Consider the following 12,457-nt stretch of genomic DNA (forward strand, 5'->3'; position numbering starts at 1 on the left):
GTCCGATCCTGACGAGCCACCGGACCAGAGCGGCCGGGACGGCACTTCGGAGAAGCACATGCGCAGTTTGTCTCAATCACTCGGGTTTGATGCGAAGTCCGTCCTTCAGGCCATCAGTCAGTCGCAGGCGATCATCGAGTTCGACCTGACGGGCAGAATCCTCGACGCGAACGAGAATTTCTGCAAGGCGCTCGGCTATGGCCTCTCCGAAATCGTCGGCCGTCATCACAGCATGTTCGTGTCGCCGCAGGAAGCCGCATCCGCGGATTACAAGGCTTTCTGGGCAGGGCTTGCGGGCGGCGCGTTTCAGCGCCAGCAGTACAAGCGCTTCGGCAAGGGCGGCCGCGAGGTCTGGATCGAGGCGTCCTACAATCCGGTCATGCGCAACGGCAAGCCTTACAAGGTGGTGAAGTTCGCGACCGATATCACCGCGAGCAAGATGCAGAGTGCGGAGGATGGCGGCAAGCTTCTGGCCTTGTCGCGGGCACAGGCCATTATCGAGTTTACGCCGCAAGGCGAGATCATCCGAGCGAACGACAATTTTCTGGCTGCCCTTGGCTATGATCACGCCGAGATCGCCGGACGGCATCACTCCATGTTCTGCGACTCCTCCTATACGGCCTCGCCCGACTACCAGACCTTCTGGGAGAACCTGCGCCAGGGCAAGTTCGTGACCGACCAGTTCATGCGCATCGGCAAGGGCGGCAAGCGGGTCTTCATCCAGGCCTCCTACAACCCGATCTTCGACGATGCCGGCCGCGTCTTCAAGGTGGTGAAGTTCGCAATCGACGTGACCGATCGGATGCACGCCGTCGAGGAACTCGGCGCCGCGCTCGAGCGCCTGTCCCAGTGCAATATCCGCATGTCGCTCGATGAGCCCTTCGTCGGCGAGTTCGAGAGGCTTCGCCTCGATTTCAACACGTCGATTGCCGAGTTCCAGAAGACGCTGACGAACGTGCTCAGCCAGACCAGCGCGCTGAACGACAGCAGCCAGGAAATGCGCCAGGCTGCCGAGCAGCTGGCCGAGCGGTCGCAGCAGCAGGCGGCGGCGCTCGAGGAGACCTCGGCGGCGCTGGACGAGGTGACGGCGACCGTCAACTCCTCGACAGAGAACACCCAGGAGACGCGCACGCTCGTGCAGAACGCGCGCCTCTCGACCGGCGCTTCCGCCGCGGTCGTGGAGGAGACGGTGACGGCCATGCACCGGATCGAGCAGGCCTCGCGCGAGATCAGCCAGATCATCGGCGTGATCGACGAGATCGCCTTCCAGACCAATCTTCTGGCCCTCAATGCCGGCGTCGAAGCGGCACGGGCGGGGGAGGCCGGCAAGGGCTTTGCCGTCGTGGCGCAGGAGGTTCGCGAGCTTGCCCAGCGTTCGGCCAAGGCTGCAAAAGAGATCAAGGTCCTGATCACCAATTCCGGCAAGGAAGTGATGGAGGGTGTGCGCCTCGTCGGTAAGACGGGGGCGGCTCTGCAGGAGATCGACGTTTTCGTGCGCCGGATCGACCAGAACGTGGATGCGATCGCCACCGCGGCGAAGGAACAGTCGATCGGCCTGCGCGAGATCAACAAGGCGGTCAACGATCTCGACCGGATGACACAGGAAAACGCCGCCATGAGCGAGCGGACGACGGATATCAGCCGGGCGCTGGCCGAAGGCGCGGATTCGCTGGCGGCACTGGTCAGCCTGTTCAAGCTCAACCGGCGCACCGCCCCGCGCGGGCCGGACACATTGGATCAGTCGCGCCATCATGCGCGCGTCGTGGCCACACCCGGGCGAAGGAGCTTTGCCGCCTGAGGCCCTGACGTCGGCGCATGTCGTTCTCCCGAACCGCTGCAGGGTTTCCGGCGACATGCTTCGGCGCAATGCCGCCCTTGGGCGGGAAAGGACATATCATGCAGGAAGACCGGCGCAGGACGGTGCTGTCACGGCGCCTCATTCCAGACAACGAGATCGATCGTCTCGCCGCCGTCCGCTCGATCGGGATCCGTGCCATCGAAACGATGCCCGAACTGAAGGATCTCGCCTTTCTTGCCCGCGACGTGTTCGAGTGTGCCTTTGCCGCGGTCAATATCGTGGATCAGGACTGGCTGCGCATTGCCGCGCAATCCGGCATCCAAGTCGAAAAATGCTCGCGCGACGAATCCATCTGCCAGTACGTCGTCCATGAGGGCAATGTCGTCGTCGTTCCCGATCTGACGCTGGAACCCGATATGGCGACCTTGCCCTACGTGGTAGGCGAGCCGCACCTGCGCTCCTATGCCGGTGCGCCGATCGAGCTGGAGCCGGGGCTGACGGTCGGTTCGTTCTGCATCATGCATACGGATCCGCGCGATCTCGGCACGCGCCAGCGTCGTCAGCTCAGCGAGTTCGCCCGGATCGCCAGCGCGCTTTTCCGACTGCAGCGGTCCAATCTCCTCATGGTGAAGGGCGAGAAGGCGCTGCGGCTGGCGGCGATGACGGACCCGATGACCGGCTTCTACAATCGGCAGGCTCTGCCGGAACTCGTGGATAGCGAAATGCGCGAGACGCTTGCCGCGGGGCGTCCGTTCGGCGCCGCCTATCTCGACATGGACGGCTTCAAGGGTATCAACGACCGGCACGGGCACCAGACGGGAGACGAGGTGTTGCGGCAGGCGGCCGTGCGCATTCGTTCCGTCATCCGTTCCGGCGATATTCCGCTGCGCATGGGCGGAGACGAATTTGCGATCTTCTTCCCCGATTGCGGCTGCGAAAATTCCCTGACGACCATCGCCGCCCGTCTGGTCGATGCCTTTCGGGCGCCGTTCTCCATCGGCGGCATCGAGGTGATGGCGCATCTGAGCGTCGGCGCGGCTGCCGCACCGGAGGGCGGCACCAGCCGGGAAAAGCTGCTGGAGACCGTCGACAGGGCGCTCTACGAGGCCAAGGCGAACGGGCGGGATCGGTATGTCGTGCGGGTGGACAGCGCTGTTCTCTAGGTCCTATCCGTCGCCGGCCGACGGAAGACGAGGAGGCTCGCGCTCAGCGTCTGCACGACAGCGCCATCCTGGTTCAGCGTCCGGCTGCGCATGACCACGATGCCGCGGTCGGGCTTTGATCTTGACGGGTTGATTTCGGCGATCTCGCCTTCCGCATGCAGCCGGTCCCCCGGACGGGTCGGTAGCGGCCAGGTGAGCTCGCAGCGCGTGCCGATCAGCCCGCCGTCGAAGGGCAGGCTGTCCACGATCAGGCGCATGGTCAGGGCTGCGGTATGCCAGCCACTGGCGGCCAGCCCGCCAAACAGCGTGGACCGTGCGGCTTCATCATCGAGATGGAACGGCTGTGGATCGAACTGACTGGCGAAACTGCGGATCTCGTCGGCGGTGATGTCCACGGTGCCGCTCTTGAACGGCATGCCGACGACGAGGTCGTCCAGAAACAGGCGCGTCTTCTGCTGGTCCATGTTCACCCTCCCGAGGCTCGGCGTCCGCATATGAGCGATCGCTACGGGAAAGGCTACCAGCGCCGGGCGGCAAGGGCAATCCTTGACGCCCGGCGCTTGTTTCAAAGCTTTGCGTCTATGGCCGAACCCGCATCAGGGGATCAGGCGCTCGCTCCGCAGCTCGTCGAAGAGGCCCGTGAAGGCATCGTCGGTCGGTTGGTAGACGGTGAAGCCCATGCGGCGGCTCTTCGACATGTCGGTGACGACCTCGATCGGCCGGCCGAGATCGGCATCCGTGTGCCAGGGCGAAATCAGCCGGTCGATGTCGGGCTCCACGAGGTTTTCGCGCTCGGCGATCTCACGCCAGATCGCGGCGTCATCCGCCATCTGCTCCTCCAGCGGGCGAACCGTGCCATCGAAGGGCGCGGCCTCGATGCCGAAATAGGCGGCGATGCGCTGCCACATCCAGCTCCAGCGGAAGATGTCGCCATTGACGACGTTGAAGGCCTCGTTTGCCGCTTCCGGCGTCGTGGAGGCCCACAGCATGTGATGTGCGAGCACGTTGGCGCTCGTCATGTCGGTCAGGCCGTTCCATTGGGTTTCCACGCCCGGGAACCGGAACGGGCGGCCGGTCTCGCGGCAGATCGCGGCGTAGACGGCCAGTGTCGTTCCCATGTTCATCGCATTGCCGACGGCCTTGCCAATGATGGTGTGGGGGCGGTGGACGCTCCAGTTGAAGCCGTCTCGGCTGGCAGCGGAGAAGACCTCGTCTTCCTGCGCGTAGTAGAAGTTCTCGATGTCGAGGCGGTCCTGCTCCTCGCGAAACGGCGTCTGCGGCAGCGTGCCCTTTCCGTAGGCCTCGAACGGACCGAGATAGTGCTTCAGCCCGGTGACGAGCGCGACGTGGCGCACGCTGGCAGCGGGGCGCAGGGCATCGAGCAGGTTGCGCACCATGGCGCCGTTGACGCGGATGTTCTCCGCCTCCGTCGGCTGACGCAGCCAGCTTGCGATGAAGACATGGGTCGGCGCGACATCCGCCAGCGCCGTGCCGAGCGAGGCGGGATCGAGAAGGTCGGCGACCAGCGGCGTCACGTTCTCCTGCCGGCCCGGCTTGCGCGCCAGCCCTGTGACGTCCCACCCGGCCTCTGCCAGCACTTTGGCGGTGGCGCTGCCGACCACGCCGCTGGCGCCTACGATCAAAGCCTTGTTTTGCATTTGCATTCTCCTTGCGTTCATGGCGGACATAGGCATCCCTTTCTTTCTGTCCACCCGCTCTATCTTGTGGGTCAGTGCCGGGACGGCGGCATGGGCTCATCGCGGGAACATTCCCCGCAGGGCTTGGTTACCTGTCGTCCCGGACGTCGGCCGTGGCGCCGGGCGTCCTGTCCGTCAAATGCGTTTCTTCCTCAACCGTCGAGTTCCGGTGTTTTCATGACAGTCAAAATTGCGATCATCGGGTCTGGTCCGACCGGCATCTACACGCTTCACGGCCTCGTCGCCTCGCCGCGTCCGCTCGACATCACCGTGTTCGAAAGCGAAGCCGATCCGGGCAAGGGAACGCCCTATCATCCCGATATCAACGACCAGGCCATGCTCGCCAATATCGCCAGCATCGAGCTGCCGCCGATCTACGAAACGCTCGTCACATGGCTGCGCCGCCAGCCGGATGCAGAGCTCGAGCGGATGAACGTCACGCGCAGTGCGATTGCCGAGCGCGCCTTCTATCCGCGCATCGTGCTGGGCGAGTTCTTCCAGGACCAGTTTCGCCAATGCGTCACCCAGGGCCGGAAGGCGGGCCATGTGATCGAGATCAAGGCGCTGCATCGGGTCGATGATATCGACCTGCATGCAAGCGACATCGCCGTGAAGGCCACAGGGCCGGACGGGGAGAAACATTACGCGTTCGACCACGTCGTCATGGCGACCGGCCACGACTGGCCGGAGACGACGGAAACACGTCCGGGATATTTCATGTCGCCTTGGCCGGCGCCGGTGCTGAAGACCATTCCGCCGGGTCGAGTCGGTATTCTCGGCACATCGCTCAGCGCTATCGATGCGCTGATCTCGGTCGCGACGGCTCACGGCGCCTTCTATCTCGATGCGGCGGGATCGCTCGAATATTTCCCGTCGCCCGGCAGCGAAGCCTTCGCCGCGGCGCTGATGTCGCGCAAGGGCGTGCTGCCGGAGGCCGACTTCTATTGTCCCTATCCCTATCTGCCTCTCTCCATCTGCACGCCGGAAGCGGTGGACGCGCTGGTGGCCAGCGGCCGTGGCGATCTGCTCGATCCGATCTTCGACCTGTTCCGCGCCGAACTGCTCGCCGCCGATCCCGCCTATGCCGGGCGGATCGGGTTGGCGATGCTGACAGTGGAGACGCTGGCGCCGGCCTATTTCGCGGATCGCGAGGCGGCGGATGCCTTCGTCTGGGCGGCCGCAAACCTTGCGGAGGCCGAGAAAAACGAGATTGAACAGCGCACCATTGGTTGGCGCTACGCCATCCTGCGGATGCACGAGGTCATCGCTCGGGCGGTGCCGCATTTCAACGAGGACGATCTGAAGCGTTTCCACAAGCACTTCAAGACCGTGTTCATCGACGATTACGCAACGGTGCCGCACCAGTCGATCCGGCGTCTGCTCGCTCTCCGCCGCGCGGGCAAGCTGGAGGTTCTGCGTCTTGGCAGGGATTCCGATATCGACAATGAGAGCGTTGAGCGTGGGGCCGTCGTGACCTTCGACGGGCGGAAGGAGGTCTTCGACTCCTTCATCGACGCGACCGGGCAGCATACGTTGTCGGCACGCGACATCCCGTTTCCGAGCCTCGTCAACCGCGGTTTCGTGCGCAAGGCGAAGACACCGGTCTCTTCCGTGCTGATCGACATGCCGGACGAGCCGGCAACGGTCCGCACCGGTGGCGTGGATCTCGACGATGCCTTTCGGCCGAAGTTCGAGGCGCCGGTCACGCGCCGTCTCTATTGCGTGTCGATTGCGTTCCTGCTGCACAAGCTGCCCTTCATCCAAGGCATCACCAGCGCCCACGAACTCGGCGGCGTCGTCTCATCCGCGATCCTGCGTGATATCGGCGGCGAGCGATCTGACGGAATTATCGGCTTCGACGTGAACGCCGCCTGATCGGCAGCGGTCAGGTCTCGATCCAGACCTCGTCGCCCAGGGAAATGCGACCCGGGGCGGCGATGTCGGCGTAGATGCCGAGGTTGCGCCGGTTGCCGCGCAGGATGCTGCGCAGCACATCCGGCTGCTCCGGCACGCCCGGTTGCGAAATCATCGTCATCCCGCAACGCTTCGTGCCTTCGGTCGCGGTGATCTCCAGCGAGCCGATGACGATCCTGCGGCCGATCCAGTCATTTTCGATGAAACCCGACGCCGCCTCCGTTTCCACCAGAATATCCGGGCGGAACCGTCGCGAATCGAGCATCAGCGCCGGGTCGCTCGCACCGATGGCATTCATTGATGCCGTCGTAAGCAGGTGGAGCGGGCTTGCGGCATAACGCGGCGCGATCACAGGCCAGCTTTGTCCCGTTCCGCGCGTTTCGCCGAGGCCGACGGGAAAGCCGAAATGGGTGGTGAGGCGCTCTTCCACATCCGGCGCATCGACCGGCAGCCATGTTCCGTCGGGAAAGCCGATTTCCGCCATACCATCCGGCCTCAGCCGTGCAACGAGATGTAGCGCCTTGCGCCAGCGCTCGGCTGATTCCGGTGATGCCGGCGCGCGCGTTTCCGGATCGAACAAAAGGAAGGCCCGGTTGCCGGCAATACCGCTTTCGGCGGCTCCGGCTTGCGCGATGTCGAGGTGATCGACCTTCTCCCCACCGAGCGAGCTGACGGGGTAGCGCCAGAGTTCGGCAATACGTCCAACGGATTTCAAGGAAGTCGTCTCCCGGCAGGGGTGGGGTGGCGCAGGGCAAGAGAGGCCTGCCGGTGGAAATACCACCATGGAATGCGCCTGTCTTCCGGAGGTTCCCTTCGACATGGTCTCGCCGGGCAAATCGGCGCCGGTCTTCACGTTGCGGCTTGCGCGTTGCACAAACTTGCGGCGTGTGCATAAACTTTAGACGAAACTATCATTTTGTTTTCATTCAGCTTTTCTTGTTATCGTCAGGTCTTCGCGACACGTTTCAGGGTCTCTCGATGGTAAGCGCTTTACGAGCATCCGCACGCCTGCCTGTGCAGACGGATGATTTCCGCATGTTGTTCCAGACCCATCCGTCGCCGATGTGGATCTACGACCCGCTGACCTATCGCTTCCTCATCGTCAACGATGCCGCCGTCGCGCTTTATGGCTACAGCCGCCGAGCCTACGAGCGGATGACCGTTCTCGACATCCGGCCCCCGTCGGAGCGCAGGCGGATGATCGAGGCCGTGACGCTGCGCAGCGATGTGGACCGGGCCGAGCGGTGGACGCATCTGAAGGCCGACGGGACGGCGCTCGATGTTCTCACCTATGGGCGTGAACTTCAGTTCGAGGGGCGGCAGGCTATACTCGCGATCGTTCAGGACCGGACGGAGGTGAACGCCGCCCGCCAGCAGGTCAGCGAAACCCAGACCCTGCTCGACAGCATTATCGAGAACCTGCCGGTAGCGGTTTTCGTGAAAGACATGGACGAGGATGGCCGGTATGTGCTGTTCAACGCCGCCTGCGGCGGCATCTTTGGTACGACGCCGGAGGAAATCGCCGGTGGTACGGACCGGACCATGTTTCCTGCACGGCAGATGGAGTTGTTTCGCGAGCAGGACCAGCGGGCGCTCGAAATGGATGGGACGCTCAGTTTCGAGGAAACGATCGAGGATCTCTCCGGCACGCGGCGCATCCTGCGCACGGCCAAGCGGGTGTTGCCGGCCCGTAATGGCGAGCGGCTGCGGTATATTCTCGGTATTTCCCAGGACGTGACGGAAGAGCGGGAATCGGAGGCGCGGTTTGCCTTCATGGCCATGCACGATGCGCTGACGGGCCTCGCGAACCGAGCGTATTTCAGCGATCATATCCGGCGTGCGGCGCTCCTGGCAACCGAGGAAGCGCCGGTGGCGCTGCTCTATCTCGACATCGACCACTTCAAGACCATCAACGACAGCAAAGGACATGCGGCGGGCGATGCGCTGCTCTGCCAGGTCGGCGACCGGCTCCTCTCTATCGTGCGGCAGGGCGACCTCGTAGCCCGGCTCGGCGGTGACGAGTTTGCCATCGTGCTGCAGCTTCAGGACGGACGCTCGGCGGAGGACGTGGCCGACCGGCTGCTGGCTGCCCTGCGTGTCCCGTTCGATCTCGACGGCATTGCCGAGCACGTAACCTGCAGCATCGGCATCGCGCGCGCTCCGGAGCATTCGACGGATGACGACGGGCTGATGCGGGATGCCGACCTCGCGCTCTACGCCGCGAAGGAAGGCGGCCGCTCGACCTTCCGGATCTATCGTCCCGAAATGCGCCTGGAAGCCGAGCGCCGCCACGAGATGAAGCTGGCGCTGCACCATGCGCTCGAGGAGGGGCAGTTCGAGCTCTATTACCAGCCGATCTACCGGATAGACGGCCCGGACCTTGCGGGTTTCGAGGCGCTGATCCGCTGGAACCACCCGGAGCAGGGGCTGGTGGCCCCGCTGGACTTCATTCCCGTGGCCGAGGAAACCGGGCTTATCGTGCCGATCGGCGAATGGGCGCTGAACGAGGCCTGCCGGACGGCGGCCCGGTGGCCTGCCCATCTGCGGATTGCCGTCAATCTCTCGGTCTCCCAGTTTCGCGATGCGGGCCTTCTGGATACGGTGCGCCGGGCGATCGAGAGCAACGGACTTGCGCCCGAACGGCTGGAGATCGAGATCACGGAATCCGTGTTTCTCACCGATGTCGGCCAGAGCCTGCCGCTTTTGCGGGCGATGAAGGCGCTGGGCCTGCGGATCGCCATCGATGATTTCGGCACCGGCTATTCATCGCTGTCCTATCTGCGCTCCTTCGCGTTCGACAAAATCAAGCTCGACCAGAGCTTCGTCTCCGGCATCGAGACGGATGCGGGCAGTCTTGCCATCATCCGCGCGGTGGTGGGCATCGGCTCGGGCTTCAACGCCACGACGCTCGCCGAGGGCGTGGAGACCGAGGAACAGCTGCAGGCGCTCCGCCGGGAAGGTTTCGCCGAGGTGCAGGGCTACCTTCTCGGCCGGCCTCGTCCGGTCGGTGATACCGAGGCGATGATCGCGGCGTTGACGGATCCTCAGAGCGCGCCGTTCCGGTTGAGGGCGACCACGTAGAGGCTCGTCGTCGCCGTGATGAACAGGCGGTGCCGGGCGCGACCACCGAAGCAGAGATTGGAGGCGCGCTCCGGAAGCAGGATGCGCCCCATCAGATGGCCGTCCGGCGCGATGCAGTGAACGCCGTCTCCGGCGGACGACCACACATTACCCTCGCTATCCAGCCGGATACCGTCGGCCGCACCGGGCGAAATGACGTGGAAGACATCGCCGCCCGAAAGCCGGCCATCGTCTGCGACATCGAACGCGCGGATATGGCGGGGATCGTCGCTGTCCGGCAGGCCCGTATCGGCCACGTAGAGCCGGCGCTCGTCCGGGCTGAAGGCGAGGCCGTTCGGCGAGCCGAAATCGGTGAGCATCGCGCGAATGCTGCCCGAAGGATCGACCCGGTAGACGTTGCAGGGCAGTTCCTGTTCGCCGCGGTGTCCTTCATAGTCGCTGAAGATGCCGTAGATCGGGTCGGTGAACCAGATGGCGCCGTCGGAGGCGACGATGACGTCGTTCGGGGAGTTCAGGCGTTTGCCCTCGAAGCTGTCGGCGATGACGGTGATGGTGCCGTCATATTCCGTCCGCGTCACCCGGCGCGTTCCGTGCTCGCAGGTGACGAGGCGGCCTTGGCGGTCGCGGGTCTGGCCGTTGGAGAAGTTCGATGGCGCGCGAAAGGTGGAGAGCCCGCCATCCGGCGACCAGCGCAGGATGCGATCGTTGGGGATATCGGAAAACAAAAGGCAGTTGAGGTCGCCGAACCAGACGGGCCCCTCGACCCAGTCGAAGCCGGTGGCCAGTTGCTTTACCGGCGCATTGCCAAGGACATAGGTCGAAAACACGGGATCGACGGCTTCGAAAAACGACATGGTGCTCTAACTCCTCTGGCACGTGGGCGCGCTCGTTCTCTCGTCCCCGGCCGCGTCTCCCTATTTGGAGCGAAGAGGAGATTTGTCATGGCGAGCACGGAGCTTTCCCGACTGTATCGCGACTATATCGATTGTCTCAACCAGCAGGACTGGGATGCGCTGCCGAATTTCGTCGGCGAGGATGTCGGCCACAACGGCCGCCGGATCGGCGTGTCCGGATATCGTGCCATGCTGGAGAAGGATTTCCGGGAGATTCCGGATCTCGCCTTTCGGATCGTCCTTGTCGTTGCAGACCCGCCCGTCATCGCCAGCCGGCTCTCGTTCGATTGCACGCCTATCGGCGACTTCCTCGGGCTGCCCGTCAATGGACGGAAGGTGCAGTTCACCGAGAACGTGTTCTATACCTATCGTGAGGGCAAGATACGGGACGTCTGGTCGGTGGTCGACAAGGCGGCGATCGAGGCGCAGCTTTATCCGAAGCGGATCGAGGCCGAAGCTGCGCCTTAACCTTTTCTATCTCATCGGGAGTCATGCTCTGGCGTGCGGGCTGCAGGCCAATCTCTGCCGCGACGTGCGTCTAGAGGAAAAATAACGGGATCTGCCGAAGATTGCCGCATTGTTGGGGATGTCTGGCGCCAGCATCGGCCTATGTCCGTTCCGTCACCTCCGGAGATTTCCCCTGTGTCCCATATCCGCATCGTCCTGCCCGCCATCGTTTTCGGTGTGCTCCTTTCGCTTGCCGGATGCAGCGAGAATGCCGAGCAGAAGCCCGCCAATGCACCGGCGGTGAAGCCGGAGGTCAGCGTGATGACGCTGCATCCGACCTCCGTCGCGATTACGGCGCTGTTGCCGGGGCGCACGGCTGCCTCGCTCATTGCCGAGGTCCGGCCGCAGGTCGGCGGCATCGTGCGCAAGCGGAATTTCCAGGAGGGCGGATCGGTTCGGGAAGGGGACGTGCTCTACGAGATCGACCCGGCCACCTATCAGGCCGCCTATGACAGCGCCGTTGCTGCGGTCGCCAAGGCCAATGGCGCGGTGCCGAGCGCGCAGGCGAGGGTCGACCGCTACCGGGGCCTCAGCCGCAACGATGCGGTCAGCCAGCAGGATCTGGACGAGGCGCTGGGCACGCTGGCGCAGGCCAATGCCGACGTCGCCTCGGCCAAGGCCGCGCTCGAGACCGCCCGCATCAATCTCGACTACACCAAGATCCGTGCGCCGATCGGTGGCCGGGTCGGAGCGTCCACCGTAACGGTCGGGGCGCTGGTGACCGCCGACCAGACGACATCGCTGACCACGATCCGCCAGATCGACCCGATCAATGTGGACGTGACGCAATCGAGTGCGAACCTGCTGAAGCTGCGCCGGGCGATCGAGGATGGCCGCCTGAAGACGACGGGTGCGAATGTCAGCGTCAAGCTGAAGCTCGAGGACGGCTCCGACTACGATCGCACGGGACGGATCGAGTTTCTGGATGCCGCGGTCGAGGAGACCACCGGTTCGGTCACGGTCCGGGCGGAGTTCCCCAACCCCAAGCAACTGCTTCTGCCTGGCGTCTATGTCCGCGCCGTGATCCAGGAGGGCATTCGCCAGAACAGTTACCTCGTGCCGCAGCGGGCCGTCTCGCGCAACACCAAGGGAGAGGCGACCGCGAAATTCGTCATGCCCGACGGCAAGATCGACGAGCGCGTGCTGATCGTCGATCGCAGCATCGGCAACAGCTGGCTGGTGGCCGATGGGATCAAGGATGGCGAGCGGGTGGTCGTGGAGGGCAACCAGCGCGTCCGGGCGGGACAGGACGTGACGACGTCGGACGTGATCGTCAACGATGCGACGGGCGAGCTGGAACAGGCCGCGAAGGAGACCGGCGGGGCTGCAAAGTCTGTCGATGTCTCCGCCGCCGGGCCGGCGGCCGCGTCGGCTTCTCCCGCGGCCAAGAACTGAGGTCGCCCC

At 64.3% G+C, this 12,457-nt stretch carries 10 protein-coding genes; 6 read left to right on the forward strand and 4 right to left on the reverse strand.

Annotated features, from left to right (window positions below; genetic code table 11):
* Positions 1-58: 58 nt before the first annotated feature.
* Both C8J33_RS00095 and C8J33_RS00100 read left to right on the forward strand, forming a co-directional pair.
* Positions 59-1,798, forward strand: a complete 1,740-nt coding sequence (locus C8J33_RS00095) for a methyl-accepting chemotaxis protein (RefSeq protein WP_132662597.1) — start codon at positions 59-61, stop codon at positions 1,796-1,798.
* A 98-nt stretch (positions 1,799-1,896) separates the two neighbouring features.
* Positions 1,897-2,961 (forward strand): diguanylate cyclase domain-containing protein, encoded by a 1,065-nt coding sequence (locus tag C8J33_RS00100; protein WP_422037194.1) that lies wholly within the window; start codon positions 1,897-1,899, stop codon positions 2,959-2,961.
* Here the strand turns inward: C8J33_RS00100 and C8J33_RS00105 are convergent.
* Complete coding sequence (locus C8J33_RS00105) at positions 2,958-3,425, reverse strand: MaoC family dehydratase (RefSeq protein ID WP_132447833.1); 468 nt, start codon at positions 3,423-3,425, stop codon at positions 2,958-2,960. The genes C8J33_RS00100 and C8J33_RS00105 overlap by 4 nt on opposite strands.
* Positions 3,426-3,557: 132 nt before the next feature.
* Positions 3,558-4,619, reverse strand: a complete 1,062-nt coding sequence (locus C8J33_RS00110; RefSeq protein ID WP_132662598.1) for an SDR family oxidoreductase — start codon at positions 4,617-4,619, stop codon at positions 3,558-3,560.
* Between the two features lie 216 nt (positions 4,620-4,835).
* On the opposite strand from C8J33_RS00110, the gene C8J33_RS00115 reads away from it, so the two are divergent.
* Positions 4,836-6,533 carry an FAD/NAD(P)-binding protein gene (locus C8J33_RS00115; RefSeq protein ID WP_132662599.1) on the forward strand — a complete coding sequence of 566 codons (1,698 nt, stop codon included), beginning with the start codon at positions 4,836-4,838 and terminating at the stop codon, positions 6,531-6,533.
* Between the two features lie 10 nt (positions 6,534-6,543).
* Here the strand turns inward: C8J33_RS00115 and C8J33_RS00120 are convergent, their stop codons facing one another.
* Positions 6,544-7,287, reverse strand: a complete 744-nt coding sequence (locus C8J33_RS00120; protein ID WP_245507021.1) for an MOSC domain-containing protein — start codon at positions 7,285-7,287, stop codon at positions 6,544-6,546.
* A gap of 263 nt (positions 7,288-7,550) precedes the next feature.
* Between C8J33_RS00120 and C8J33_RS00125 the strand changes: the two genes are divergently transcribed.
* On the forward strand, positions 7,551-9,653 hold the full coding sequence (locus tag C8J33_RS00125; protein WP_132662601.1) for a putative bifunctional diguanylate cyclase/phosphodiesterase: 2,103 nt from the start codon (positions 7,551-7,553) through the stop codon (positions 9,651-9,653).
* On the opposite strand, the gene C8J33_RS00130 is transcribed toward C8J33_RS00125, so the two are convergent.
* Positions 9,617-10,507, reverse strand: coding sequence for an SMP-30/gluconolactonase/LRE family protein (locus C8J33_RS00130; RefSeq protein ID WP_132662602.1), 891 nt, complete (start codon positions 10,505-10,507; stop codon positions 9,617-9,619). The genes C8J33_RS00125 and C8J33_RS00130 overlap by 37 nt on opposite strands.
* Before the next feature lie 87 nt (positions 10,508-10,594).
* Here C8J33_RS00130 and C8J33_RS00135 point away from each other — a divergent pair, with 87 nt between their 5' ends.
* Positions 10,595-11,014 carry an ester cyclase gene (locus C8J33_RS00135; RefSeq protein WP_132662603.1) on the forward strand — a complete coding sequence of 140 codons (420 nt, stop codon included), beginning with the start codon at positions 10,595-10,597 and terminating at the stop codon, positions 11,012-11,014.
* Positions 11,015-11,155: 141 nt separating this feature from the next.
* The gene (locus C8J33_RS00140) at positions 11,156-12,448 is read left to right on the forward strand and encodes an efflux RND transporter periplasmic adaptor subunit (protein WP_132662604.1); all 1,293 of its coding nucleotides are present in this window, start codon (positions 11,156-11,158) and stop codon (positions 12,446-12,448) included.
* Positions 12,449-12,457 lie beyond the last annotated feature (9 nt).

This window comes from Rhizobium sp. PP-CC-3G-465 (assembly GCF_004343445.1).
Lineage (GTDB): Bacteria > Pseudomonadota > Alphaproteobacteria > Rhizobiales > Rhizobiaceae > Ferranicluibacter > Ferranicluibacter rubi.